Source organism: Escherichia marmotae (assembly GCF_002900365.1).
Lineage (GTDB): Bacteria > Pseudomonadota > Gammaproteobacteria > Enterobacterales > Enterobacteriaceae > Escherichia > Escherichia marmotae.
Genome location: NZ_CP025979.1, coordinates 1,305,043 through 1,331,666, shown reverse-complemented (window position 1 = coordinate 1,331,666; position 26,624 = coordinate 1,305,043). Strand labels below are relative to the sequence as shown.

The following is a 26,624-nucleotide window of genomic DNA, read 5'->3' as shown; positions in this document are numbered from 1 at the left end:
GAACCCCGGTCGGGGCTTCTCATCCCCCCCGGTGTATGTAATATGCGAAAAAAAAGCCCGTACTTTCGTACGAGCTCTTCTTAAAATATGGCGGTGAGGGGGGGATTCGAACCCCCGATACGTTGCCGTATACACACTTTCCAGGCGTGCTCCTTCAGCCACTCGGACACCTCACCAAATTGTTGTTCCTGTCTTGCTGGAACGGGCGCTAATTTAGGGAAATCATGGCCTGAGGTCAACAAACTTTTTAAAAAAATCGCGCGTTTATTCAAACTTCAATCAATATGCAGTTTTAATAAGCGAAATCTGCTTTTTTTGCCACCGACCGCTGATTTGTTATGCTGGTGGTCTTTGTAGATCATAACGATAAGTGCGAATAAATTTCGCTCAGATTTTTCGGGAGTCAGTATGGATATCATCTTTTATCACCCAACGTTTGATACCCAATGGTGGATTGATGCGCTGGGGAAATCGCTTCCACATGCAAGAGTCAGAGCATGGGAAACCGGCGATAATCATCCTGCGGATTATGCTTTGGTCTGGCATCCTCCGGTCGGGATGCTGGCAGGGCGTGACCTTAAGGCGGTGTTCGCGTTGGGTGCTGGTGTTGATTCGATTTTGAGTAAATTACAGACACACCCTGAAATGTTGAAACCGTCTATTCCGCTTTTTCGCCTGGAAGATACCGGTATGGGCGAGCAAATGCAGGAGTACGCAGTGAGCCAGGTGTTGCACTGGTTTCGGCGCTTTGACGATTATCGCGAGCAACAAAATGCTTCGCTTTGGCAACCACTGCCTGAATATCACCGGGAAGATTTTACTATCGGCATTCTGGGGGCTGGTGTATTGGGCAGTAAAGTCGCACAGAGTTTGCGAACCTGGCGCTTTCCATTGCGTTGTTGGAGTCGCACTCGTAAATCCTGGTCTGGTGTTCAAAGCTTTGCCGGAAGCGAAGAGTTGCACGCATTTCTGAGCCAATGCCGCGTATTGATTAATCTTCTACCGAATACCCCCGAAACGGCCGGCATTATTAATCAACAATTATTAGAAAAATTACCGGATGGCGCGTATCTCCTGAATCTGGCGCGTGGCGTTCATGTAGTAGAAGATGACCTGCTCGCGGCGCTGGATAGCGGTAAGGTTAAAGCGGCGATGCTGGATGTTTTTAATCGTGAACCCTTACCGTCGGAAAGTCGGCTCTGGCAACATCCACGTGTGACAATAACACCACATGTTGCAGCCATTACCCGACCTGCTGAAGCGGTGGAGTATATTGCACGCACCATTACGCAACTTGAACGAGGGGAGACTGCTAGCGGGCAGGTCGATCGCGCTCGAGGCTACTAATAAAGCTTCCGGATTCCTGCTATCCTTGGCGGTAATTGAATACAGGAGAGAGTTATGTATCCCGTCGACCTTCATATGCATACCGTTGCCAGTACGCATGCATATAGCACATTAAGTGATTACATTGCCCAGGCCAAACAGAAGGGCATTAAACTTTTTGCGATCACCGATCATGGCCCGGATATGGAAGATGCACCGCACCATTGGCACTTCATTAATATGCGTATCTGGCCGCGAGTGGTCGATGGGGTAGGGATCCTGCGTGGAATCGAAGCCAACATCAAAAACGTTGATGGTGAAATTGACTGCAGCGGCAAAATGTTTGAGTCGCTGGATTTGATCATTGCTGGTTTTCATGAACCAGTTTTTGCACCACATGATAAAGCCACTAACACGCAAGCGATGATCGCGACTATTGCCAGTGGTAATGTGCATATTATAAGCCATCCGGGGAACCCCAAATATTCCATAGATTTTAACGCTGTTGCCGAAGCAGCGGCTAAATATCAGGTGGCGCTGGAAATTAATAATTCCTCATTCTTACATTCGCGTAAGGGCAGTGAAGAAAACTGCCGTGCAGTGGCTGCGGCGGTGCGCGATGCCGGTGGCTGGGTCGCGTTAGGATCGGATTCTCACACCGCGTTTACCATGGGGGACTTTGCAGAGTGTCGTAAAATCCTCGACGCGGTTGATTTTCCGCAAGAGCGTATTCTGAATGTTTCACCGCGCCGCTTACTGAACTTCCTTGAATCTCGCGGTATGGCACCAATTGCAGAATTTGCTGATCTTTAATTGTTATTAACGGAAATAAATTAATGAACGAGTTTTCTATCCTGTGTCGTGTACTGGGTTCGCTCTATTACCGCCAACCGCAGGACCCTTTACTGGTTCCGCTGTTTACCTTGATTCGTGAAGGAAAACTGGCGGCGAACTGGCCGCTGGAACAGGATGAATTACTGGCGCGCTTGCAGAAAAGCTGTGATATGGCGCAAGTATCTGCCGATTACAATGCACTATTTGTCGGAGATGAATGCGCAGTTTCGCCTTATCGCAGCGCCTGGGTTGAGGGTGCCACAGAAGCAGAAGTGCGTGCTTTTCTTTCCGAACGCGGGATGCCGTTAGCGGATACGCCAGCGGATCATATCGGTACTTTATTGCTGGCAGCTTCCTGGTTGGAAGATCAGTCAACAGAAGATGAAAGCGAAGCGCTGGAAACACTGTTCAGCGAGTATCTGTTGCCCTGGTGCGGCGTATTTCTCGGTAAAGTTGAGGCCCATGCGACCACGCCGTTCTGGCGTACCATGGCACCGCTGACCCGCGATGCCATTAGCGCAATGTGGGATGAACTTGAGGAACAGTCAGAAGAATAAATGTGACTCACGTCACTTATAACTGCAATCTATAATTTGCCGTTGCATAAAATGTGTGCTCGATCTCATTCAATTTCGCGTTTTCTGCTATTATGCGCGGCATGAACATACTTCTCTCTATTGCAATCACAACAGGCATTCTCTCCGGTATCTGGGGATGGGTGGCTGTTTCTCTTGGCTTACTTAGCTGGGCGGGTTTCCTGGGCTGCACGGCCTACTTTGCCTGTCCACAGGGTGGTTTGAAAGGACTGGCAATCTCCGCTGCAACGTTGCTGAGTGGCATGGTGTGGGCGATGGTTATTATTCACGGTAGTGCGCTGGCACCACATCTGGAAATTCACGGTTATGTCATAACGGGGATTGTGGCTTTTCTGATGTGTATTCAGGCTAAACATCTGTTGTTGTCGTTTGTCCCTGGTACATTTATCGGCGCATGTGCGACGTTTGCCGGGCAGGGGAACTGGAAGCTGGTTTTACCCTCTCTGGCGCTTGGGTTGGTGTTTGGCTACGCGATGAAAAACAGCGGTCTTTGGCTGGCAGCGCGCGGTGCTAAGTCCGCTCAGCGAGAGCAACAAGTCAAAAATAAAGCGTGAGGAGCACTCACGCTTTAGATTGAATAGTAAAGAGCCAGCTTTTTTATGTATCAGGATTCCGGCGGTACTGATAAGTGGCGGTATTTCACCAGAATGTCATTCTGCCGTTCTGCTTTATTCTGCAAATCCCACAGGCCACGGTCGATACCGTCGTTAATCAGGAAGATAACGCCTGTTTCGATGGCTGACATCAGGCACAGCATAACCGGCTCGTTAGAGGTATAACCCACTTCCCCTTCCAGTAACCGTTGGTAGTCAATAAAGCGGAAGACACCCGCCTGGACTTCATAGGAAAGGATTGTCTTACTGGTGTTCACCGAAGAAAGGATCTCACCGGTACTCACATTGACGACGCGCAGGTTCACGGCGATCTGATCAAGTTGGTATTGCGTGTCTGCACCAATACCAAAGTATCTCGCCCCAACACCGCCCGATTTGACGTTGCTTTCATAACCAATAATTGAGCCTTCAACCATGATATTGGCTGCGGTCAGCGATTGAAGCGGGATTCGGTTGTTTACCGCTACAGTACCGTTTTCCTGTGCTGCACGAATAATCTTGCGTTCGTTGAGCAGGTTTTGTAGGCCCTGACGCTCCAGCGGTATAAACCAGCGAGAATCTTTCAATGCCGTGACCAGCATCGCGGTGGCGCTTTGCGGAACAGCAGTGGAGAAGTTACTCGCCGGGTAGGCTTTAAATTGCCCGGTTTCGTCCTGAATGTTGTATACCGAAACAAAGATCTTACCCGTTGGTGCAGGTAAATGGGTCAAATCTTTATAGCTCTGGGCTCGAGGCATTAATGTTGGCTTGGCGGCTTCTTTTGGTGGGGCGGTTAAGCATCCGCTCAGCAACATGACGGCAACCAAAACAAATAAGCGCTGCATGATTAATTTCCTTATGAAGCTGGGGCTTAAAAATCGGTTGAGTTATTTTGTAAACCCGACACTTCAATAGTCGAAGTTTGTCCGGTTTTACGATCTGTCACGTTCAACTGCAATTGACCATCGCGGTTGGCAATATCGATAATATATTCGTTAGTCACCATTCGGCCCGGTTTGCCAGTGTTAATATTCGACAGCAGGCCACCTAAAATTTGTGACTGAATAGCCTGGGTGAAGTTATCCAGCGCCGATGGTGTTTCAATACCAAAGTCATCGTTATAGCTGGGATCTTTATATGAGTTCTGTGCCTGGGCGCTATTTAATAAAAAAGCGCCGTTATTCGGGTTGCCACCAAAGTTTGGGTTGCGGAACTGAAAGGTCATAGTTCCAGCCCAACTTAATGGAGAAATAAGCATGAGTAGAACTACTGCATGTTTGACACGCATTGCAGCCTCCTGACAAATTTTTTATTTAGAATTCATCATGCGCCAAATCGCCCGTACCCAATAACGCCTGATTTATCTGGCGACGATTTAGTGCTTCTTCAGTTTGTATCAGTGCAAAGACGACAGTTTTCTCGAAGTCTCTTTTCAACGGGAATAAAAATGTCTGGAAAATAACGTCCTGATTCACCGTTATTGTGATCCAGCTTCCCCATCGTGCACTGGGTCTTTCATTAATCGTTAAATTACCGGTGTAGTCACTTTCCCATTTATCACTAAAGGCACGGTAAAAATCGTGCCCAATAGATGAAACAGTATGGTCAGTTAACAATCCCGGTACTTCTACCTCAACGGCGTGAACATTGCCCGCAGCGAAGAGAAGTTCTGCTGCTACAATCCAGCATAAATAACGTTTCATGGCTTTATCGCCTGAGGTTATCGTTTGCCCATGAGACCGCTTGTGTTCGGTTTTTTACAGCTATCTTCTTGAAAAGATTATAAAGATGCGTTTTAACCGTATTTTCGCTGATGAACAGCGAACGAGCAATCTCGTTATTGGAGGCGCCGATACGCAGCTTATTAAGGATCTCTTTTTCCCTATGAGTAAGGAGGGCAGATTCCGTGCTGTTATAACGATAGTTACCGGAATGTGTAATCAGGTAACTGGCAAGCTTTTGCGTAAAGTAGCATTCACCACGTAAGACGCCTTGCAACCCATTGACTACGCGTTCTTGATCCTCCATGGCGTAAAAAACACCATTGATATGTGGCCAGTTTTCAATGTCGCGGTACGGATAATCATCTGGGGTATTTAACAACATTGTTTTAATGTTGTTGTGTTTTCTGCTTAATGTATCCTGCCAGTAATGAATGAGCTTTTTATCTGCTTCCATCATATCCAACAGAATAATGCAGCCAGAAGATATATCGTCCAGAGAACGTTGAATATTATGCAGTTTTCCTGTGATTGCCAGCGATTGTTTTAAATGCTGCAATAACGCTGTCGCCTGCAAGGAAGGTTTAGTGATCAACAGTAAAGTATGACCATGAACACTATGGACTTCATTAAACATGATGAAACCCCGCTTTTTTTTATTAATCGCACACCTGACAGCTACCTCTAAAAATAGAGGCACCAGAAGTACTGACAGATGTTGCACTGCTGTGTGTAGTAATAAATCAACCCTAAATGGGTAAAATATAAAACTAATGGATTACATCTGATTTCAATCTAGCTATTACAAATCTTAAAGCAAGTGTTAATCGTGTAACAAAATGTAATCTGACATTTAAAAATGTTAACACTGCGGGGTGGTTAAGTTTAGAAATGATAGAAAAGTTGTACATATAGCTTTTATTGCACAATTTTAAAAAGTCATACAAATAACGCTAAGTCCATAATTATGCATATAAAATTTATTCCCACATAGTCCTTTTGTTGCGCGGAAATTTCTTAATTTTTCGGAGGTTCTCCCTGGACAAATTTTTGCTGCAAAAAGACGATGTTTGTCACGGCTTGTTGAACAGACATATCGACGTAATCTTCTCGACTTGTGCAGAGAGGCCGTCCGTTGAATTTTTGCGGTCAAAAAATAGCAATTTAAAAGTAAACAAAATATTTTTTGCGTAAATAACAGCGTATTTACGCGAGTTTTAATACTTTGGTATGAACAAAAAAAGAAAAATACAACGCGTGGGTGAGTTATTAAAAATATTTCTACAGACATACTTTCCATCGTAACGCAGCGTTAACAAAAAGCGGTTTGCGTTAACAACCAAGTTGAAGTGATTTAAATTTCTTTAATGTACGACCAGGTCCAGGGTGACAACATGAAAAACAGATTGTTATTTATGATGTTAACAGTACTGGGTGCGCCTGGGATTGCAGCCGCGGCAGGTTATGATTTGGCTAATTCAGAATATAACTTTGCGGTAAATGAATTGAGTAAGTCTTCATTTAATCAGGCAGCCATAATTGGTCAAACTGGCGCTAATAATAGCGCGCAGTTACGGCAGGGAGGCTCTAAACTTTTGTCGGTTATTTCGCAAGAAGGTAATAGTAACCGAGCCAGGATTGACCAGAAAGGAGATTATAACCTTGCGTATATTGACCAGACGGGCAATGCCAACGATGCCAGTATATCGCAAGGCGCATATGGTAATACTGCAATGATTATCCAGAAAGGTTCTGGTAATAAAGCAAATATTACTCAGTATGGTACTCAAAAAACGGCAATTGTAGTGCAGAGACAGTCGCAAATGGCTATTCGCGTGACACAACGTTAATTTCCATACGACTTTTAAATCAATCCGATGGGGGTTTTACATGAAACTTTTAAAAGTAGCAGCAATTGCAGCAATCGTATTCTCTGGTAGTGCTCTGGCAGGTGCTATTCCTCAGTACGGCGGCGGTGGCGGCGGCAACCACGGTGGTGGCGGCAATAACAGCGGCCCGAATTCAGAGCTGAATATTTACCAGTACGGCGGCGGTAACTCTGCTGTTGCATTGCAGGCTGATGCCCGCAACTCCGATCTGACTATTACCCAGCATGGCGGCGGTAACGGCGCTGATGTTGGACAAGGTTCTGATGACAGCTCAATCGATCTGACTCAGCGTGGTTTCGGTAACAGCGCTACTCTCGATCAGTGGAATGGTAAAGATTCTACTATGACCGTTAAACAGTTCGGTGGTGGTAACGGTGCTGCTGTTGACCAGACTGCATCTAACTCCAGCGTCAACGTAACTCAGGTTGGCTTTGGTAACAACGCGACCGCTCATCAGTACTAATACAGAATTTGTATGACAGAAACAGGGCGTAAGCCCTGTTTTTTTTCGGGAGAATAGTATGAACGCGTTATTACTTCTCGCGGCGCTTTCCAGCCAGATAACCTTTAATACGACCCAGCAAGGCGACATGTACACCATTATCCCTGAAGTCACCCTGACACAATCTTGCCTGTGTCGGGTACAAATATTGTCTCTGCGCGAAGGCAGTTCTGGGCAAAGCCAGACGAAGCAAGAAAAGACCCTCTCAGTGCCCGCTAATCAACCCATTGCTTTGACAAAATTGAGCTTAAATATTTCCCCGGACGATCGAGTGAAAATAGTTGTTACTGTTTCTGATGGACAGTCACTGCATTTATCACAACAATGGCCGCCATCTTCAGGAAAGTCTTAATGCGTTGATATATTGAGCATAAAATGAATCGGGAGAGAATGGTCTGATGCGAATCGGCCAACCTGACAGTATGGATAACAGCAACCCTCAAGGATGATTAATCATTGAGGAAATAGAATAAATGTTCAGACCATTTTTAAACTCTCTTATGCTCGGCAGTCTGGTTTACCCTTTTATTGCCATCGCAGGCAGTAATGCACAAGGTGGCGTGATCTATTTTCGTGGTCAAATTGTAGAACCGACATGTGATGTCAGTACTCTTCAGGCACCACCAGAAATGACCTGTATGCAGAATGGTTCGGTTCCGGACAAAACCTATTCCAGCAAAGAGTTGATGAGCGGTAACGTCAAAAATCCGCAAATTGCCTCAGTAAAAGTGCAGTACCTTGATGAGCAGAAAAAGCTGGCTGTGATGAACATCGAATATAACTAAGTTTCTGAGCAACTCACGTTGCTGACAACAAAAATGCGATTTCCCTAAAAGCCCTGCTGTACACTTAAGGAACAAGATGGTGTAAGGAGGCGTTATGAAATCGCGTATTCATGTTGTGCAGGGTGATATTACCAAACTGGCCGTTGATGTTATTGTTAATGCGGCAAATCCATCATTAATGGGGGGCGGCGGTGTTGATGGCGCTATTCATCGCGCTGCTGGTCCGGCCTTGCTGGATGCTTGTTTAAAAGTTCGTCAGCAACAGGGCGATTGCCCTACGGGACATGCAGTCATTACTCTTGCAGGCGATCTTCCTGCCAAAGCAGTTGTGCATACCGTTGGGCCAGTCTGGCGCGGGGGCGAACAAAATGAAGACCAGTTATTGCAGGATGCCTATCTCAATAGTCTGCGACTGGTGGCTGCGAACGGTTATTCGTCAGTGGCTTTTCCTGCCATTAGCACTGGTGTATATGGTTACCCGCGTGCTGCTGCGGCTGAAATAGCTGTAAAAACCGTTTCGGAATTTATTACCCGTCACGCTTTACCTGAGCAAGTATACTTTGTCTGTTATGATGCAGAAAACGCCCACCTCTACGAAAGACTCCTTACCCAACAAGGAGATGAATGATTTGCCCCGGCTGGCGAGCGCGGTGCTGCCGTTGTGCTCGCAACATCCTGGAAAATGCGGCATTTTCCCTCTTGATAAAAGCCTGGATGCGTTTGCCGCAAGATATTATCTGGCGGAAATGGCGGAACATACGCTGGATGTTCAGTACTACATTTGGCAGGACGATATGTCGGGGCGGTTGCTGTTTTCCGCCCTGTTAGCCGCAGCGAAGCGTGGCGTTCGCGTCCGGTTGTTGCTCGATGACAACAATACCCCCGGGCTTGATGACATTTTACGCTTGCTCGATAGTCACCCGCGTATTGAAGTCCGGCTTTTCAATCCTTTCTCGTTTCGTTTGTTGCGCCCGCTTGGCTATATCACCGATTTTTCCCGCCTCAATCGCCGTATGCATAATAAAAGTTTTACCGTTGATGGTGTGGTAACGCTGGTGGGCGGGCGAAACATTGGCGACGCTTATTTTGGTGCGGGGGAAGAGCCGCTTTTTTCTGATTTAGATGTCATGGCAATCGGGCCAGTTGTTGAGGACGTTGCCGATGATTTCGCCCGCTACTGGTATTGCAAATCGGTTTCACCGTTGCAGCAGGTGCTGGATGTTCCCGATGGCGAAATGGCTGACCGCATTGAGCTACCTGCGTCCTGGTACAACGACAGCGGGACACATCGCTATTTGCGCCAAATGGAGTTAAGTCCTTTTATAAATCAACTGGTTGACGGGGCATTGCCGCTAATCTGGGCAAGAACGCGTTTATTAAGTGATGATCCCGCGAAAGGGGAGGGCAAGGCAAAACGCCATTCACTGCTGCCGCAACGTCTGTTCGATATCATGGGCTCACCCAGCGAACGTATTGATATTATCTCTTCCTATTTTGTGCCAACGCGCGCGGGAGTGGCGCAGCTTTTACGAATGGTGAGAAAAGGGGTCAAGATAGCTATCTTAACCAATTCACTTGCCGCTAACGATGTCGCTGTCGTTCATGCCGGGTATGCCCGCTGGCGCAAAAAATTGCTCCGCTATGGCGTTGAATTATATGAACTGAAGCCGACGCGGGAACAGAGCGGAACGCTGCACGATCGCGGTATAACCGGGAATTCTGGCGCAAGTCTGCATGCCAAAACGTTTAGTGTCGATGGCAAAATAGTGTTTATTGGCTCATTCAATTTCGATCCGCGTTCAACGCTGCTCAATACTGAAATGGGCCTGGTGATAGAGAGTGAAACGCTGGCGCAATTAATCGATAAACGCTTTATGCAGAGTCAGTATGATGCGGCCTGGCAGCTCCGTTTGGATCGTTGGGGAAGGATCAACTGGGTCGATCGTCATGGGAAGGAAGATATTATCCTCAAAAAAGAACCCGCAACCAGTTTCTGGAAGCGGGTTATGGTCAGACTGGCGTCAATATTGCCCGTTGAATGGTTATTATAAACGTGGCTTAACGGGCTGGCGCTTTATCATTCTCACGCTTCACGTTCGGTTTGCCAGAGAATAAAAACTTCAGCAACGGAATGCGTAAATGAATTTCGTACAGAATTATCGCAATCCCTATCACAAATATCAGACCGCAGAGAAAACCAAGCCAATTTGAGGTGATATGCGGGGTGATGTATGCGCCGAAAAAGAGCGTTAATGGGTGGTGAACCAGGTAGATAAACAGCGACGCGTTGACAAAATAAGTTACCCGTGCCGACTGAAAATTAAGCAGGCGGTGGCCGAAGGAGAAGACCACATTAACCATCCACAGTCCGAGCACCATCGTGATCACCGACTCAGTTTCATACATCCATGCATCGCCACTGCCGTAACGTTGATTGAGCAAATAAGCCATAAATGCCAGTGCTGCCGCGAGGGTACAGCCGCGAGATGGGGTGGTAAACAAAGCTTTAAGGTTAGGAAAAATGAAAGCCAGTGCACCGAGAATAAAGAACGGCATATAAAACAGCGTCTGCATGAAAATAAAATTGAACATGCCATCGCTTAAAATGGGCGGATAAATGATAAATAGTGTTCTTCTTATTGCTGCATAGCCAACACCCAGACAGAAAAATAATATCGATAGCTTAACCATCGAGAAAGATTTATTCGCCTTATCTGAATTTTCTAAATTATTTCTGATGCGCTTAAATATCCACACGCACAGTGTCGTCATAACGACCAGCACCAGTAAAAACCACAGATGCGAGACTAATTCCCAGGCCAGAGTATTATATTTGTCATACAATGATAGCCCAGGCCAGCTTTCCGCTTTGCCTTTGACATATTGCAGCATAATGAATTGCGGCAAGGTGAGCAGGGGAATTGCCGTTAACATCGGGATACCTACGCGCTCAACGCGCACTTTCCACCATTTTTTCAATGGGTAGCGCAAAAACAGCATGTAGGAAAAATACCCGGAAATAACGAAAAATACCTGCATACGGAAGGCGTGGATAAAATCGTTAAAAAGCGTCAGCCACCATGATGGTTCTGCGCTATTCACATGCCAGGTGTGGCTTGAATAAATTAAAGAAATATGAAAAGGGATCCCTAACAACATCAACCATGCGCGGATGGAGTCGAGGAAATATTCACGCTGCGCGGGTACTGGATTCATATATGGTTAACTAATCTCGGATTTTTCGTCTTATCCCGACCGGGTAATGCCTTTAGGCTTTTGCCGTAGCGACACCGACCTGACCACATGTGGCGCAGATTTCAAGTGTGTTTTTATGCGGCATAACCGCTACCACGAACCAAAATGGAAGCGCCTGTAAGACGGTTGATAAATAAATTTGCTGGCAAACCCTACACGAACTCGCTCCTTCTGTCTTTAGGAGAAGCACGGAAAGTGAAAACGGTTGCAATCAGGTGCTTAATCCATGAGCCGGTACGCCGAATAATACCGGGATTCTGTTGTCGGAATGGCTGGTTATCCATTAAAATAGATCGGATCGATATAAGCACACAAAGGGGGAAGTGCTTACTTATTATGAAACATAAACTACAAATGATGAAAATGCGTTGGTTGAGCGCTGCAGTAATGTTAACTCTGTATACATCGCCAGGCTGGGCCTTCAGCATTGACGATGTCGCAAAGCAAGCTCAATCCTTAGCCGGGAAAGGCTATGAGGCACCTAAAAGTAACTTGCCCTCCGTTTTCCGCGACATGAAATACGCGGACTATCAGCAGATCCAGTTTAATCATGACAAAGCCTACTGGAACAATCTGAAGACCCCATTCAAGCTCGAGTTCTACCATCAAGGTATGTACTTCGACACGCCGGTCAAAATCAACGAAGTCACCGCAACGGCAGTAAAAAGAATCAAATACAGTCCGGATTATTTCACTTTCGGTGATGTTCAGCATGACAAAGACACGGTAAAAGACCTTGGCTTCGCCGGTTTTAAAGTGCTTTACCCGATCAACAGCAAAGATAAAAACGATGAAATCGTCAGCATGCTCGGGGCCAGCTATTTTCGCGTGATTGGCGCAGGTCAGGTTTACGGTCTTTCTGCCCGTGGCCTGGCAATTGATACCGCTTTGCCATCCGGTGAAGAATTTCCGCGATTTAAAGAATTCTGGATCGAGCGTCCAAAACCGACTGACAAACGTTTAACAATTTATGCGCTGCTTGATTCGCCGCGTGCGACAGGCGCTTACAAGTTCGTTGTTATGCCGGGACGTGACACGGTTGTTGATGTGCAATCGAAAATTTACCTGCGCGATAAAGTCGGCAAACTGGGCGTTGCACCGTTAACCAGTATGTTCCTGTTCGGGCCGAATCAGCCATCTCCAGCGAATAACTATCGTCCGGAATTGCACGATTCTAACGGCCTTTCTATCCATGCTGGTAACGGTGAGTGGATCTGGCGTCCGCTGAACAACCCGAAACATCTGGCGATCAGCAGTTTCTCGATGGAGAACCCTCAAGGTTTCGGTCTACTGCAACGCGGCCGCGATTTCTCCCGTTTTGAAGATCTCGACGATCGTTATGATTTGCGTCCTAGCGCCTGGGTAACGCCGAAAGGGGAGTGGGGTAAAGGCAGCGTTGAGCTGGTAGAAATTCCAACCAACGATGAAACCAACGATAACATCGTCGCTTACTGGACACCGGATCAGTTGCCGGAGCCGGGCAAAGAGATGAACTTTAAATACACCATCACCTTCAGTCGTGACGAAGACAAACTTCACGCGCCTGATAACGCCTGGGTGCAGCAGACGCGCCGTTCAACGGGCGATGTAAAGCAGTCGAACCTGATTCGCCAGCCTGATGACACTATTGCCTTTGTGGTCGATTTCACCGGCGCAGAAATGAAAAAACTGCCAGAGGATACGCCGGTCACCGCGCAAACCAGCATTGGCGATAATGGTGAGATTGTCGAAAGCACGGTGCGTTATAACCCGGTTACTAAAGGCTGGCGTCTGGTGATGCGTGTGAAAGTGAAAGATGCCAAGAAAACCACTGAAATGCGTGCTGCGCTGGTGAATGCCGATCAGACGTTGAGTGAAACCTGGAGCTACCAGTTACCTGCCAATGAATAAGACAACCGAGTACATTGACGCAATGCCCATCTCTGCAAGCGAGAAAGCGGCATTGCCGAAGACCGATATCCGCGCTGTTCATCAGGCGCTGGATGCTGAACACCGGATCTATGCGCGGGAGGATGACTCCCCACAAGGCTCGGTAAAGGCACGTCTGGAACAAGCCTGGCCTGATTCGCTTGCTGATGGACAGTTAATTAAAGACGACGAAGGACGCGACCAGCTTCAGGCAATGCCGAAAGCAAAACGCTCCTCTATGTTTCCCGATCCGTGGCGAACTAATCCGGTAGGGCGATTCTGGGATCGTCTGCGTGGGCGCGATGTGACGCCGCGCTATCTGGCCCGGTTGACCAAAGAAGAGCAGGAAAGTGAGCAAAAGTGGCGTACCGTCGGGACAATCCGTCGTTACATCCTGCTTATCCTGACGTTGGCGCAAACTGTTGTCGCCACCTGGTACATGAAGACGATTCTGCCGTATCAGGGATGGGCGTTGATTAATCCGGTTGATATGGTTGGTCAGGATCTGTGGGTTTCCTTTATGCAGCTCCTGCCTTATATGCTGCAAACCGGCATTCTGATCCTCTTCGCTGTTCTTTTCTGTTGGGTGTCTGCCGGGTTCTGGACGGCGCTGATGGGCTTCCTGCAGTTACTTATTGGTCGCGATAAATACAGTATATCTGCGTCAACCGTTGGTGATGAGCCGTTAAATCCGGAGCATCGCACGGCATTGATCATGCCTATTTGTAATGAGGATGTGAACCGCGTCTTTGCAGGCTTGCGTGCAACGTGGGAATCGGTAAAAGCCACCGGCAATGCTCAACACTTTGATGTCTATATTCTGAGTGACAGCTACAACCCAGACATCTGTGTGGCAGAACAAAAAGCGTGGATGGAGCTGATCGCTGAAGTCGGTGGCGAAGGTCAGATTTTCTATCGCCGTCGCCGTCGTCGCGTGAAGCGTAAGAGCGGTAATATCGATGACTTCTGCCGTCGCTGGGGCAGTCAGTACAGCTACATGGTGGTGCTGGATGCCGACTCAGTGATGACCGGTGATTGCTTGTGTGGTCTGGTGCGCCTGATGGAAGCCAATCCGAATGCCGGGATTATCCAGTCTTCACCGAAAGCGTCCGGTATGGATACGCTGTATGCGCGCTGCCAGCAGTTTGCTACCCGTGTCTATGGGCCATTGTTCACTGCCGGTTTGCACTTCTGGCAACTCGGTGAGTCGCACTACTGGGGGCATAACGCGATAATCCGCGTGAAACCGTTTATCGAGCATTGTGCGCTGGCACCGCTGCCTGGTGAAGGATCATTTGCTGGTTCAATTCTTTCGCATGACTTTGTGGAAGCCGCACTGATGCGCCGTGCAGGCTGGGGGGTATGGATTGCTTACGATCTTCCTGGCTCTTATGAAGAGCTGCCCCCTAATCTGCTTGATGAGCTAAAACGTGACCGCCGCTGGTGCCACGGTAACCTGATGAACTTCCGTCTGTTCCTGGTGAAAGGGATGCACCCGGTACACCGCGCGGTGTTCCTGACAGGTGTGATGTCTTATCTTTCCGCACCGCTGTGGTTTATGTTCCTCGCGCTTTCTACCGCATTGCAGGTAGTGCACGCGCTGACCGAGCCGCAATACTTTCTGCAACCACGGCAGTTGTTCCCGGTGTGGCCACAGTGGCGTCCTGAACTGGCTATTGCGCTGTTTGCCTCGACCATGGTGCTGCTGTTCCTGCCGAAGTTGTTGAGTATTTTGCTCATCTGGTGCAAAGGGACGAAAGAGTATGGCGGCTTCTGGCGCGTGACGTTATCGTTGTTGTTAGAAGTGCTGTTCTCCGTGTTGTTGGCACCGGTACGCATGCTGTTTCATACGGTATTCGTGGTCAGCGCCTTCCTCGGTTGGGAAGTGGTGTGGAATTCACCGCAGCGTGATGATGACTCCACTTCCTGGGGCGAAGCGTTTAAACGCCACGGCTCTCAGTTATTGCTGGGGTTAGTGTGGGCGGTCGGTATGGCGTGGCTGGATCTGCGTTTTCTGTTCTGGCTGGCACCGATTGTCTTCTCGTTGATCCAGTCACCGTTTGTTTCGGTGATCTCCAGCCGTACAACCGTTGGTTTGCGCACGAAACGCTGGAAACTGTTCCTGATCCCGGAAGAGTATTCACCGCCGCAGGTACTGGTCGATACCGATCGTTTCCTTGAGATGAACCGTCAACGTTCTCTCGACGATGGCTTTATGCACGCGGTGTTTAATCCGTCGTTTAATGCCCTGGCAATGGCAATGGCCACCGCGCGTCACCGCGCCAGTAAGGTGCTGGAAATCGCCCGCGATCGCCACGTTGAACAGGCGCTGAACGAGACGCCAGAGAAGCTGAATCGCGATCGCCGCCTGGTGCTGTTGAGCGATCCGGTGACCATGGCACGCCTGCATTTCCGTGTGTGGAATTCCCCGGAGAAATATTCTTCATGGGTGAGTTACTACGAAGGGATAAAGCTGAATCCACTGGCATTACGTAAACCGGATGTGGCTTCGCAATAAAGCGTAGTTACCTGCAATATATTGAATTTGCAAGGTTTCGTAGATCGGATAAGGCGTTCACGCCACATCCGGCAAAAACAACGAGCCAATAAAAATACCGGCGTAATGCCGTAATGCCGATCAGTTAAGGATCAGTTGACCGATCCAGTGGCTGTGTAAGAATCCGGAAACGCTCACTCGTTTCCGGATTTTTTTATGCTCATTGGACAGGCCCTTGATTTGGTATCCCGTTACGATTCTCTGCGTAACCCACTGACTTCTCTGGGGGATTACCTCGACCCCGAACTCATCTCTCGTTGCCTTGCCGAATCAGGTACTGTAACGCTACGCAAGCGCCGTCTTCCCCTCGAAATGATGGTCTGGTGTATTGTTGGCATGGCGCTTGAGCGTAAAGAACCTCTTCACCAGATTGTGAATCGCCTGGACATCATGCTGCCGGGCAATCGCCCCTTCGTTGCCCCCAGTGCCGTTATTCAGGCCCGCCAGCGTCTGGGAAGTGAGGCTGTCCGCCGCGTGTTCACGAAAACAGCGCAGCTCTGGCATAACACCACGCCGCATCCGCACTGGTGCGGCCTGACCCTGCTGGCCATCGATGGTGTGTTCTGGCGCACACCGGATACACCAGAGAACGATGCAGCCTTCCCCCGCCAGACACATGCCGGGAACCCGGCGCTCTACCCGCAGGTCAAAATGGTCTGCCAGATGGAACTGACCAGCCATCTGCTGACGGCTGCAGCCTTCGGCACGATGAAGAACAGCGAAAATGAGCTTGCTGAGCAACTTATAGAACAAACCGGCGATAACACCCTGACGTTAATGGATAAAGGTTATTACTCACTGGGACTGTTAAATGCCTGGAGCCAGGCGGGAGAACACCGCCACTGGATGATCCCTCTCAGAAAGGGAGCGCAATATGAAGAGATCAGAAAACTGGGTAAAGGCGATCATCTGGTGAAGCTGAAAACCAGCCCGCAGGCACGAAAAAAGTGGCCGGGGCTGGGAAATGAGGTGACAGCCCGCCTGCTGACCGTGACGCGCAAAGGAAAAGTCTGCCATCTGCTGACGTCGATGACGGACGCCATGCGCTTCCCCGGAGGAGAAATGGCGGATCTGTACAGTCATCGCTGGGAAATCGAACTGGGATACAGGGAGATAAAACAGACGATGCAACTGAGCAGGCTGACGCTGAGAAGTAAAAAGCCGGAGCTTGTGGAGCAAGAGCTGTGGGGTGTCTTACTGGCTTATAATCTGGTGAGATATCAGATGATTAAAATGGCAGAACATCTGAAAGGTTACTGGCCGAATCAACTGAGTTTCTCAGAATCATGCGGAATGGTGATGAGAATGCTGATGACATTGCAGGGCGCTTCACCGGGACGTATACCGGAGCTGATGCGCGATCTTGCAAGTATGGGACAACTTGTGAAATTACCGACAAGAAGGGAAAGAGCCTTCCCGAGAGTGGTAAAGGAGAGGCCCTGGAAATACCCCACAGCCCCGAAAAAGAGCCAGTCAGTTGCTTAACTGACTGGCATTACGGCGTAATGCCGGTATTTTTTTACAGAAGAGGGTACGAATGCGTTTCATTTTGGTAGGCATCATGGTTGCTTTGCTGAGTGGTTGTGGCAGCATCATCAGTCGCACCATACCGGGGCAGGGGCATGGCAATCAATATTATGAGCCTGTACATAGATTTGTGTAATTGCCTGATTTTGATATGTTCAATCCAGCATCAAATGAAGGTTAATTTATGGACGAAAAACAGTTACAGGCTCTGGCTAACGAACTGGCCAAAAACCTCAAAACCCCTGAAGACCTCAGTCAGTTTGATCGGCTGCTGAAAAAGCTCAGCGTTGAAGCCGCTCTCAATGCAGAGATGACACACCATCCTGGGTATGAGAAAAATCAGTCCAGACCAGGAGCTAACTCCCGCAACGGTTTTTCCACAAAGACCGTTATCACAGGCGACGGTCCACTGGAACTGCGTACTCCGCGCGATCGTGACGGTACCTTCGAACCACAACTGGTAAAGAAAAATCAGACCCGTATTACCGGGATGGATAACCAGATCCTCTCGTTGTATGCCAAAGGGATGACCACCCGTGAGATAGCTGCTGCGTTCAAAGAACTGTATGACGCAGATGTTTCACCGGCACTGATATCAAAGGTTACCGATGCCGTGATGGAGCAGGTTGTAGAATGGCAAAACCGACCACTGGATGCTGTTTACCCCATTGTTTATCTTGACTGTATCGTCCTGAAAGTTCGGCAGGACAGTCGCGTCATCAACAAATCGGTGTTCCTGGCACTGGGCATCAATATCGAAGGTCAGAAAGAACTGCTGGGTATGTGGCTGGCCGAAAATGAAGGGGCGAAGTTCTGGCTCAATGTGCTGACTGAACTGAAAAACCGCGGTCTGAACGATATCCTCATCGCCTGTGTGGATGGCCTGAAAGGCTTCCCGGATGCCATCAACACAGTATATCCGAAGGCCCGCATCCAGTTATGCATCGTGCATATGGTGCGCAACAGCCTGCGCTTCGTGTCATGGAAGGACTACAAAGCCGTCACTCGCGACCTGAAAGCGATTTATCAGGCTCCCACGGAAGAGGCAGGCCAGCAGGCACTGGAAGCGTTCGCTGCGGCCTGGGACTGTCGCTATCCTCAGATAAGCCGAAGCTGGCAGGCTAACTGGCCGAATCTTGCCACGTTCTTCGCTTATCCAACGGACATCCGCAAAGTGATCTATACGACGAATGCCATCGAGTCGCTAAACAGCGTGATCCGCCATGCGCTCAAAAAGCGTAAAGTGTTCCCGACAGACGACTCGGTGAAAAAAGTGGTGTGGCTGGCAATCCAGTCTGCGTCCCAGAAATGGACGATGCCGTTGAAGGACTGGCGAATGGCAATGAGCCGCTTTATTATCGAGTTCGGTGACCGCCTGGACGGTCACTTCTGAGAAAAGGCATTTACACAGAATCTTAAACAGGCTCAATATTATCCAGGTGTGCAATGGGATGTGCGTGACTCCGCATGGCGCTATGTCACGATCCTTGATCTTCCATTCTCTTTAGTCTTTGATACCTTACTGCTGCCGATCGACATTCACCACGGAGCATATGAGTAATTAACGTTCATCCCACTCATCGGCTGCTGTGCGCCCTTCTTCGGTATCCAGCGGAGGCTCAAGCTGGAATTCGCCTTCGTCCCATTCATGCAGAGTATTTTCTTCCTGCCATTCCTGGCGGATTTCAATCTCATCATAATCGCCATCAAATATGCTCTGTGCGGCTTCTCCACTGAACATTGGCAGGCATTCACCTTCTTCGCCTTCATCGGCGTAAAACTCAACCTGCCACATAATGTCGCCATCTTGCAGAATGTATTTTTGGACATTGAACTGTTGCACATTCGCTTCTTCGGCGTCGATGCCGGGATTGTCAGCAAGAAATTCTTCGCGTGCGGCATCAATGGCTTCTTCAAGCGTTGCGTACATAGTCATCACGATTCTCCCTTTGATTTGATGAGGTATTCAGGGAAAGAATAGCTGATTCTCCGCTTTTGCAAGTATGAAAGGCGAAAAATCAGTTCGATACCTGGGGGAATCGGCGGCGACGCAGGCTGTTCCAGGAATAGACAGCGTTAAACAGAACGACTCCGGCAGTAACCAGAAATACTGCCCGGAAGCCATAGTTTGCTGAGATAGCGGCCCCCATCAATGGCCCCGTAACGTTGCCAATATCACGAAACGACTGGTTATAACTGAAAATGCGACCGGCGATTTGGTTGGTCGAATTGTAAACCAGCAGCGTCTGTACGGCGGGGAGCAAAGCACCATCTGCAGCACCGAGTAAAAACCGTAAAATCCCCAGTTGCAATGGCGTCTGGACATAAGACATTGGGATCAACAGCAGTACAGAAAAGATCACCGGACCACATATTCAGCTCACTGTGACCGGTGACGCCAAGTTGCTCAACGTAGAGGGGTAAGAACGGCATCACCAGACTGAAGGCGGCGCCGGTGAGAAAACAACCTAGCCAGGCAACGATCAGGTTTCGTTTCCAGTTTATGGAGGTGTCATTATCAGAGGGTGACATAGCAATCCGCTGTTGGTGCGCCAGGCGCGGTGAACATAAGAAGAAAAAATAAGCACACTAATTATGCGCCTGACTTATAGGTGGTGCAACGCAGAGAGCTTTTATCGCTAAATCAGGGGATTTGATGCTGACAGGCCGGATGTGATGCAGGCATCTTATCCGGCCTGTGAATATGTATTAATAGCGAGAAGGTACGCCTTGCGGGCGCGTTTTAAAGCGACGATGCAGCCACATGTACTGTTCCGGCGCCATCATGATGCATTTTTCTACCACTTTATTCATCCACGCAGCGGTGGTTTCAGCGTTATCCAGCGGAGGTGAACACTCTGGCGGCAGCATGATCAATTGATACCCTTTGCCATCTGGCTTACGACGCGGAACAAACGGCACCAGACACGCACCAGACATTCTGGCCAGCATCCAGGTGCCGCTGGTGGTCGCCGCCTGTTCAACGGCAAACAGCGGCACAAAAACGCTTGAGCGTGGACCGTAATCGTGATCTGGTGCATACCAGACCACTTCGCCTTTCTTCAGTGCTTTAATCATTCCTTTTAAATCTTTGCGATCGAGCATCGATTTATTCGAACGCAGACGCCCCCAGGTTTGCAGCCAGTCGATCAATGGATTATCGTTCGGGCGATAGACACCGATACCCGGTTCCTGCATACCAAATTGCCTTGCGCCCAGTTCCAGAGTCAGAAAATGGATGCCAACTAACAGGATGCCGCGCTTTTGTGCCTGCACGTCACGGATATGTTCCATGCCGATCACTTCTGTCCAACGGGCAACCCGACGGTCCGGCCAGAACCATGCCATGCCAGTCTCCATCAGCCCCATGCCAACGGATTCGAAATTCTTCACCACCATTTCACGGCGTTCCTGTTCACTCATCTCCGGGAAGCACAGTTCCAGGTTGCGGTGCACAATTTTGGCGCGTCGTTTCATAAAACGTAACGCCAGTCGTCCCGCCGCGATGCCGAGGCGGTAGATAATTGGGTAGGGTAACTGAACGACCAACCAAAGTACGCCAATACCCAACCAGGTTAACCAATAACGCGGATGAAGCAGTGCGGTGGAGAACTTGGGTAGATTCGTCATATCAATCCTGTCTTTCAACCTATACGGGCAATTGTATGTATTGTCGCATTTTTTCGTCCGCAACCAAAATTTGTGACCGGGGATTGGGTGAAATTGCCGCGCATGTAAATCATTATTAATTTTTAATGTGCAAATGTAGCGTAAAATGTGTGGATGTTAATTATCGATAATTGCTATATGATGCCGCGGATTTTTACTTACCCACCCGCAGGAACCGTACACCATGCCAGTGTTACACAACCGCATTTCTAATGACGCGCTGAAAGCCAAAATGCTGACCGAGAGCGAACCACGCACCACCATGTCGTTCTATAAATATTTCCAAATTGCCGATCCCAGGGCGACCCGCGATGCTTTATATCAGCTATTTACTGCGTTGAATGTCTTTGGGCGGGTCTATCTGGCACGTGAAGGGATCAACGCACAAATCAGCGTACCGGCGAGCAACGTAGAGACATTTCGCGCACAGCTTTATGCTTTTGACCCTGCTTTAAACGGATTACGTCTGAATATTGCGCTGGATGATGACGGGAAATCCTTCTGGGTGCTGCGCATGAAAGTCCGCGAACGAATTGTTGCCGATGGTATTGACGATCCTCAATTTGACGCCAGTAACGTCGGGGAATATCTACAAGCGGCGGAAGTGAACGCCATGCTTGACGATCCAGATACGCTGTTTATCGACATGCGCAACCACTATGAATACGAAGTGGGGCATTTTGAAAACGCGCTCGAAATTCCGGCTGATACCTTCCGTGAGCAACTGCCGAAAGCGGTTGAGATGATGCAGGCGCATAAAGATAAAAAAATCGTGATGTACTGCACCGGTGGTATTCGTTGCGAAAAGGCCAGTGCCTGGATGAAACATAGCGGATTCAATAAAGTCTGGCATATCGAAGGCGGCATTATTGAATACGCCCGCAAAGCGCGGGAACAAGGTCTGCCGGTCCGCTTTATTGGTAAAAATTTCGTTTTTGATGAGCGGATGGGAGAGCGCATCTCTGATGAAATTATCGCGCATTGTCATCAATGTGGCACACCGTGCGACAGCCATACCAACTGCAAAAATGATGGTTGCCACCTGCTGTTCATTCAGTGTCCGGCGTGCGCCGAGAAATTCAAAGGCTGTTGTAGTGAGATTTGCTGTGAAGAAAGCGCGTTACCGCCAGAAGAACAGCGACGTCTCCGTGCCGGGCGGGAAAATGGCAATAAGATCTTTAATAAATCACGTGGACGCCTGAACATGACACTGGTTATTCCTGATCCAACAGAATAAACATTCGTGCCGGATGCGTGTCATCCGGCAACATCTCAGCACTACTTCTGTTGTATGCCTTCAACCGAAATAATCAGATCAACTTCCTGCGAAGCCGCGCCTAAATCTGTCTTGATATTGAAGTCTTTTAGCTTAATTTTCCCTTCAGCCTCAAAACCCGCACGTTTACCGCCCCATGGATCGTCGCCCTGGCCAATCAATTTCGCTTCCAGCGTTACTGGTTTGGTCACGCCATTCAGCGTCAGATCACCAGTAATATCCAGCTCGTCACCGTTTTTCTTCACGCTGGTGGAGGAGAAGGTTGCCTGTGGATATTTTGCTGTATTAAGGAAATCCGCGCTGCGGAGATGTTTATCGCGCTCGGCGTGATTGGTATCAACACTGGTGGTGTTAATAGTCACATTCACTTTATCGGCTGCAGGATCCTTTTCATCAAACGTAAATGTACCGTCGAAATCTTTAAATGTGCCGTACAACCAACTGTAACCCAGATGCTGGATGCGGAAATTGACAAAGGCGTGCTGGCCTTCTTTGTCAATTTTATAATCGGCGGCGATAGCTGAACCGGCAGAGAACATCAGTGAAGCGAAGGTTAAACCAAGCAGGCTTTTTTTCATTTTTTAAACTCCATAGTCAGATGACGATTTTCCCAGCATGCGCTTCAGGGTGTCGTCTTTATCGATGAAATGATGCTTCAGAGCCATAAATCCGTGCATAACGGACAGAACGATCACGCTCCACGCCAGCCAAAAATGCAGGGCACCGGCTAAGTCAGCCTGCGCTCCAGTATCGGCAAGGGTTGCGGGAACGTCAAACCAGCCAAAAACGCTGATCGGTTTGCCATCGGCGGTAGAGATCAGATAGCCACTGATGCCAATGGCGAAGAGCAAGAGGTACAGCGCAAGATGTCCAGTCTTTGCACCAAGACGAGTCATAAGCGAATAATTTTGCAACGGACCTGGCGGTGGGGATATGACACGCCACAGAATACGAACAACCAGCCCCATCATTAACAGAATACCGATGCTTTTATGCAGTTCTGGTGCTTTGTGATACCAGCCATCGTAATAACTGAGCGTTACCATCCACAGACCCAAAGCAAACATGCCATAGACAATGATTGCACTTAGCCAATGAAAGGCTGTTGATATAACGCCATAGCGTTCAGGGGTATTTGTAAGTGGCATAAGGGCATCCGAAACATATTTGCGAGAGAATGAAAATGGCGTGTCGGAGAATGAATTGCAACTTAAAAATAACAATTCGAATGATATTTATTTTTATTTCAATAATTTTGATTTAATAATGAAGAGATCTTCATAAGATTAGTTGTTTCAGGATGAGTGAAATCTGGTGAATGCGGTTATTGCAGGAATAAGCTTATTCAAATTTTTACACCAAATGAAAGAGATATTAAATATTTGTCAATTTATGTCAGTGATTGCGGGTTAGAAATAAAATACATAGATGAGATCCATAATCGCCAGCAGTGACCAAAGAACAAGATAAAGCATGAAGTGTTCGCGAATATTATTGATGAGATAGTTCACCAAACGACGCATTAAAAAACTCCTGTAAAAACGGCCTCATTTTGGAGTAATGCCAGTCAGTTAAGCAACTGACTGGCTCTTTTTCGGGGCTGTGGGGTATTTCCAGGGCCTCTCCTTTACCACTCTCGGGAAGGCCCTTTCCCTTCTTGTCGGTAATTTCACTAGTTGTCCCATACTTGCAAGATCGCGCATCAGCTCCGGTATACGTCCCGGTGAAGCGCCCTGCAATGTCATCAGCATTCTCATCACCATTCCGCATGATTCTGAGAAACTCAGTTGATTCGGCCAGTAACCTTTCAGATGTTCCGCCATTTTAATCATCTGATATCTCACCAGATTATAAGCCAGTAAGACACCCCACAGCTCTTGCTCCACAAGCTCCGGCTTTTTACTTCTCAGCGTCAGCCTGCTCAGTTGCATCGTCTGTTTTATCTCCCTGTATCCCAGTTCGATTTCTCAGCGATGACTGTACAGATCCGCCATTTCTCCTCCGGGAAAGCGCATGGCGTCCGTCATCGACGTCAGCAGATGGCAGACTTTTCCTTTGCGCGTCACGGTCAGCAGGCGGGCTGTCACCTCATTTCCCAGCCCCGGCCACTTTTTTCGTGCCTGCGGGCTGGTTTTCAGCTTCACCAGATGATCGCCTTTACCCAGTTTTCTGATCTCTTCATATTGCGCTCCCTTTCTGAGAGGGATCATCCAGTGGCGGTGTTCTCCCGCCTGGCTCCAGGCATTTAACAGTCCCAGTGAGTAATAACCTTTATCCATTAACGTCAGGGTGTTATCGCCGGTTTGTTCTATAAGTTGCTCAGCAAGCTCATTTTCGCTGTTCTTCATCGTGCCGAAGGCTGCAGCCGTCAGCAGATGGCTGGTCAGTTCCATCTGGCAGACCATTTTGACCTGCGGGTAGAGCGCCGGGTTCCCGGCATGTGTCTGGCGGGGGAAGGCTGCATCGTTCTCTGGTGTATCCGGTGTGCGCCAGAACACACCATCGATGGCCAGCAGGGTCAGGCCGCACCAGTGCGGATGCGGCGTGGCGTTATGCCAGAGCTGCGCTGTTTTCGTGAACACGCGGCGGACAGCCTCACTTCCCAGGCGCTGGCGGGCCTGAATAACGGCACTGGGGGCAACGAAGGGGCGATTGCCCGGTAGCATGATGTCCAGGCGATTCACAATCTGGTGAAGAGGTTCTTTACGCTCAAGCGCCATGCCAACAATACACCAGACCATCATTTCGAGGGGAAGACGGCGCTTGCGTAGCGTTACAGTACCTGATTCGGCAAGGCAACGAGAGATGAGTTCGGGGTCGAGGTAATCCCCCAGAGAAGTCAGTGAGTTACGCAGAGAATCGTAACGGGATACCAGATCAAGAGCCTGTCCAATGTGCATAAAAAAATCCGGAAACGAGTGAGCGTTTCCGGATTCTTACACAGCCACTGGATCGGTCAACTGATCCTTAACTGATCGGCATTACCTCATTTTGGAGGCCGTAATGATGATTATTGGAAGCGGGAAAGTCTGAATGGCGTCAAATCAAAATTGCTTTTTTTGTCTTGTGCAAAGTCAGCGGCTATTTCCCCTAAAACCGACGCAAATTTAAAGCCGTGCCCACTCAGGCCGGTAATCAGCAGCGTATTATCGTGATCGGGCAGGGTATCGATAATAAAATCTTCGTCAGGCGAATTATCATAGGTGCAGGAAGCGCCGTACAGGCAGCAGCCAATACCTGGCAACACCTGGCGCAAGAATGGGAAGGCTTCAGAACCGTCGCTGGTAATTTCCGCAAATGGAACTCGTTCATCCGCGGAATGAATCACCTGACCACCGTTATGTTTACCAATCTTCAGAGCGTCATTTTCGGCAGGAAAACCGTAATATTGATCGCCATTGGGCAGTTCGCCAGTAAACGCCGGAAATTTATTTTTAATGCTATAACGACCATCTGCCTGATACCAGGCAAATACTTTGCGTACTGGCTGAATCGGGAGTTCTGGTAGCAGGTCTTTTACCCAGGTTCCCGCGCAGACGATCGCTTTCTTTGCCTGATACTCGCCATCAGCCGTTGTAATGGTTACGCCGTTGTCATCATGGTGAATAGCGGTGACCGGGCAATTAAACAGTTGCGCGCAGCCAGCTTCATTCGCCAGTTTGATCCAGGTTTTAATCACCAGTTCACTGCGCAAAAAGCCGGAATCAGCTTCAAATAAGCCGATGTAGTTGTCCGGGACGCGTATTTCCGGCCAGCGGGCCATAATCGCTTGCGCATCCAGTTTTTCGATGTTGAGTTGCCACTGTTCCGCACTGTGGGCAACGTTGGTGAGGAATTTGGAGTCAGAAGGACCAAGGTTGATGACGCCAGAGCGCACAAAAATAGGGTCTTCTTCGTTGTAATGGGAGAGTTCATCCCACAACGTTTGCGCGCGAAGCACTAACGGAACATATTTTTCGCCTTCACCATAAGCATGGCGAATTAATCGCGTATCACCGTGGTGACTGCCGTGTTGATGTGGTGGCATATGGGCGTCGGTCATCAGCACTTTCAAACCGGCCTGGGTGGCATAATACCCGGCTGCAGCACCTACGGAACCGCTGCCAATAATGATGAGATCGTATTTCATTTTTTTCTCTCTGCTCTCATGGTACAAGCAGAGTAATTAAGTGAATGCAGATATACA

26 protein-coding genes, 1 tRNA gene and 4 pseudogenes are annotated in these 26,624 nt (G+C 48.7%); 17 read left to right on the top strand and 14 right to left on the bottom strand.

Annotation, left to right across the window (positions count from 1 at the left end; all coding sequences use genetic code 11):
• Positions 1 to 88: 88 nt before the first annotated feature.
• Positions 89 to 176, bottom strand: a tRNA-Ser gene (locus tag C1192_RS07135).
• A 232-nt stretch (positions 177 to 408) separates the two neighbouring features.
• Between C1192_RS07135 and ghrA the strand changes: the two genes are divergently transcribed.
• From ghrA to C1192_RS07115, 4 genes are all read left to right on the top strand, one after another.
• Positions 409 to 1,347, top strand: a complete 939-nt coding sequence (ghrA, locus tag C1192_RS07130; RefSeq protein WP_016248581.1) for a glyoxylate/hydroxypyruvate reductase GhrA — start codon at positions 409 to 411, stop codon at positions 1,345 to 1,347.
• A 54-nt stretch (positions 1,348 to 1,401) separates the two neighbouring features.
• Positions 1,402 to 2,139: a zinc-binding phosphatase gene (gene ycdX, locus C1192_RS07125; RefSeq protein WP_000283676.1), complete on the top strand. Its 738-nt coding sequence runs from the start codon at positions 1,402 to 1,404 to the stop codon at positions 2,137 to 2,139.
• A 23-nt stretch (positions 2,140 to 2,162) separates the two neighbouring features.
• The gene (gene ycdY / locus C1192_RS07120; protein WP_038355258.1) at positions 2,163 to 2,717 is read left to right on the top strand and encodes a molecular chaperone YcdY; all 555 of its coding nucleotides are present in this window, start codon (positions 2,163 to 2,165) and stop codon (positions 2,715 to 2,717) included.
• A 101-nt stretch (positions 2,718 to 2,818) separates the two neighbouring features.
• Entirely contained in the window at positions 2,819 to 3,310 is a 492-nt protein-coding gene (locus C1192_RS07115; protein ID WP_038355295.1) for a DUF1097 domain-containing protein, read from the top strand.
• Between the two features lie 50 nt (positions 3,311 to 3,360).
• Here C1192_RS07115 and csgG read toward each other — a convergent pair whose 3' ends face one another.
• Genes csgG through csgD form a run of 4 tightly spaced genes read right to left on the bottom strand, consistent with a single transcriptional unit; the run spans position 3,361 to position 5,707 of the window.
• Positions 3,361 to 4,194 carry a curli production assembly/transport protein CsgG gene (csgG, locus tag C1192_RS07110; RefSeq protein WP_001189334.1) on the bottom strand — a complete coding sequence of 278 codons (834 nt, stop codon included), beginning with the start codon at positions 4,192 to 4,194 and terminating at the stop codon, positions 3,361 to 3,363.
• A gap of 26 nt (positions 4,195 to 4,220) precedes the next feature.
• On the bottom strand, positions 4,221 to 4,637 hold the full coding sequence (gene csgF / locus C1192_RS07105; RefSeq protein ID WP_001264092.1) for a curli production assembly/transport protein CsgF: 417 nt from the start codon (positions 4,635 to 4,637) through the stop codon (positions 4,221 to 4,223).
• A gap of 25 nt (positions 4,638 to 4,662) precedes the next feature.
• Positions 4,663 to 5,052 (bottom strand): curli production assembly/transport protein CsgE, encoded by a 390-nt coding sequence (gene csgE, locus C1192_RS07100; RefSeq protein ID WP_000833232.1) that lies wholly within the window; start codon positions 5,050 to 5,052, stop codon positions 4,663 to 4,665.
• A 4-nt stretch (positions 5,053 to 5,056) separates the two neighbouring features.
• Positions 5,057 to 5,707 (bottom strand): biofilm master transcriptional regulator CsgD, encoded by a 651-nt coding sequence (gene csgD, locus C1192_RS07095; protein WP_000481523.1) that lies wholly within the window; start codon positions 5,705 to 5,707, stop codon positions 5,057 to 5,059.
• Positions 5,708 to 6,464: 757 nt separating this feature from the next.
• On the opposite strand from csgD, the gene csgB reads away from it, so the two are divergent.
• From csgB to clsC, 6 genes are all read left to right on the top strand, one after another.
• Positions 6,465 to 6,920 carry a curli minor subunit CsgB gene (gene csgB / locus C1192_RS07085; protein WP_001516164.1) on the top strand — a complete coding sequence of 152 codons (456 nt, stop codon included), beginning with the start codon at positions 6,465 to 6,467 and terminating at the stop codon, positions 6,918 to 6,920.
• Between the two features lie 40 nt (positions 6,921 to 6,960).
• Positions 6,961 to 7,422, top strand: coding sequence for a curli major subunit CsgA (csgA, locus tag C1192_RS07080; protein ID WP_000771420.1), 462 nt, complete (start codon positions 6,961 to 6,963; stop codon positions 7,420 to 7,422).
• Positions 7,423 to 7,480: 58 nt separating this feature from the next.
• Positions 7,481 to 7,813, top strand: a complete 333-nt coding sequence (gene csgC / locus C1192_RS07075; protein ID WP_000992824.1) for a curli assembly chaperone CsgC — start codon at positions 7,481 to 7,483, stop codon at positions 7,811 to 7,813.
• Positions 7,814 to 7,934: 121 nt separating this feature from the next.
• Positions 7,935 to 8,246, top strand: a complete 312-nt coding sequence (locus tag C1192_RS07070) for a YmdA family protein (RefSeq protein ID WP_000489594.1) — start codon at positions 7,935 to 7,937, stop codon at positions 8,244 to 8,246.
• A 94-nt stretch (positions 8,247 to 8,340) separates the two neighbouring features.
• Positions 8,341 to 8,874: an O-acetyl-ADP-ribose deacetylase gene (gene ymdB, locus C1192_RS07065; protein WP_000842235.1), complete on the top strand. Its 534-nt coding sequence runs from the start codon at positions 8,341 to 8,343 to the stop codon at positions 8,872 to 8,874.
• Positions 8,816 to 10,297 (top strand): cardiolipin synthase ClsC, encoded by a 1,482-nt coding sequence (gene clsC / locus C1192_RS07060; protein WP_154663969.1) that lies wholly within the window; start codon positions 8,816 to 8,818, stop codon positions 10,295 to 10,297. The genes ymdB and clsC overlap by 59 nt, the downstream gene beginning before the upstream one ends.
• A gap of 7 nt (positions 10,298 to 10,304) precedes the next feature.
• Here the strand turns inward: clsC and mdoC are convergent, their stop codons facing one another.
• Positions 10,305 to 11,462: a glucans biosynthesis protein MdoC gene (gene mdoC / locus C1192_RS07055; protein ID WP_001516166.1), complete on the bottom strand. Its 1,158-nt coding sequence runs from the start codon at positions 11,460 to 11,462 to the stop codon at positions 10,305 to 10,307.
• Between the two features lie 393 nt (positions 11,463 to 11,855).
• Between mdoC and mdoG the strand changes: the two genes are divergently transcribed.
• The 6 genes and pseudogenes from mdoG to C1192_RS07015 form a co-directional block, all read left to right on the top strand.
• Entirely contained in the window at positions 11,856 to 13,391 is a 1,536-nt protein-coding gene (mdoG, locus tag C1192_RS07040; RefSeq protein WP_077784563.1) for a glucans biosynthesis protein MdoG, read from the top strand.
• Complete coding sequence (gene mdoH, locus C1192_RS07035) at positions 13,384 to 15,927, top strand: glucans biosynthesis glucosyltransferase MdoH (RefSeq protein ID WP_072041593.1); 2,544 nt, start codon at positions 13,384 to 13,386, stop codon at positions 15,925 to 15,927. Before mdoG ends, mdoH begins: the two co-directional genes overlap by 8 nt.
• Positions 15,928 to 16,122: 195 nt before the next feature.
• Positions 16,123 to 17,451: an IS4-like element IS4 family transposase gene (locus C1192_RS07030; protein WP_103194760.1), complete on the top strand. Its 1,329-nt coding sequence runs from the start codon at positions 16,123 to 16,125 to the stop codon at positions 17,449 to 17,451.
• Between the two features lie 52 nt (positions 17,452 to 17,503).
• Positions 17,504 to 17,614, top strand: a pseudogene (locus C1192_RS07025) (YceK/YidQ family lipoprotein); the annotation flags it as partial.
• 63 nt (positions 17,615 to 17,677) lie between these two features.
• The gene (locus C1192_RS07020) at positions 17,678 to 18,886 is read left to right on the top strand and encodes an IS256-like element IS1414 family transposase (protein WP_103194764.1); all 1,209 of its coding nucleotides are present in this window, start codon (positions 17,678 to 17,680) and stop codon (positions 18,884 to 18,886) included.
• A gap of 33 nt (positions 18,887 to 18,919) precedes the next feature.
• Positions 18,920 to 19,054: pseudogene (locus C1192_RS07015) on the top strand (YceK/YidQ family lipoprotein); the annotation flags it as partial.
• Here C1192_RS07015 and C1192_RS07010 read toward each other — a convergent pair.
• From C1192_RS07010 to lpxL, 3 genes and pseudogenes are all read right to left on the bottom strand, one after another.
• Positions 19,055 to 19,429: a MysB family protein gene (locus C1192_RS07010; RefSeq protein ID WP_001516169.1), complete on the bottom strand. Its 375-nt coding sequence runs from the start codon at positions 19,427 to 19,429 to the stop codon at positions 19,055 to 19,057.
• Between the two features lie 82 nt (positions 19,430 to 19,511).
• Positions 19,512 to 20,025: pseudogene (locus C1192_RS07005) on the bottom strand (MFS transporter).
• 177 nt (positions 20,026 to 20,202) lie between these two features.
• Entirely contained in the window at positions 20,203 to 21,123 is a 921-nt protein-coding gene (lpxL, locus tag C1192_RS07000; RefSeq protein ID WP_001516170.1) for a kdo(2)-lipid IV(A) lauroyltransferase, read from the bottom strand.
• Between the two features lie 223 nt (positions 21,124 to 21,346).
• On the opposite strand from lpxL, the gene trhO reads away from it, so the two are divergent.
• Entirely contained in the window at positions 21,347 to 22,399 is a 1,053-nt protein-coding gene (gene trhO, locus C1192_RS06995; RefSeq protein WP_038354857.1) for an oxygen-dependent tRNA uridine(34) hydroxylase TrhO, read from the top strand.
• A 41-nt stretch (positions 22,400 to 22,440) separates the two neighbouring features.
• Here the strand turns inward: trhO and C1192_RS06990 are convergent, their stop codons facing one another.
• From C1192_RS06990 to solA, 5 genes and pseudogenes are all read right to left on the bottom strand, one after another.
• The gene (locus tag C1192_RS06990) at positions 22,441 to 23,016 is read right to left on the bottom strand and encodes a YceI family protein (protein ID WP_000749251.1); all 576 of its coding nucleotides are present in this window, start codon (positions 23,014 to 23,016) and stop codon (positions 22,441 to 22,443) included.
• 3 nt (positions 23,017 to 23,019) lie between these two features.
• Positions 23,020 to 23,586: a cytochrome b gene (locus C1192_RS06985; RefSeq protein ID WP_038354856.1), complete on the bottom strand. Its 567-nt coding sequence runs from the start codon at positions 23,584 to 23,586 to the stop codon at positions 23,020 to 23,022.
• A 261-nt stretch (positions 23,587 to 23,847) separates the two neighbouring features.
• Positions 23,848 to 23,961, bottom strand: a complete 114-nt coding sequence (locus C1192_RS06980; protein WP_001253738.1) for a YceO family protein — start codon at positions 23,959 to 23,961, stop codon at positions 23,848 to 23,850.
• A 48-nt stretch (positions 23,962 to 24,009) separates the two neighbouring features.
• Positions 24,010 to 25,338 (bottom strand): annotated as a pseudogene (locus C1192_RS06975) (IS4-like element IS4 family transposase).
• A gap of 110 nt (positions 25,339 to 25,448) precedes the next feature.
• Complete coding sequence (gene solA, locus C1192_RS06970; protein WP_038354441.1) at positions 25,449 to 26,567, bottom strand: N-methyl-L-tryptophan oxidase; 1,119 nt, start codon at positions 26,565 to 26,567, stop codon at positions 25,449 to 25,451.
• Positions 26,568 to 26,624 lie beyond the last annotated feature (57 nt).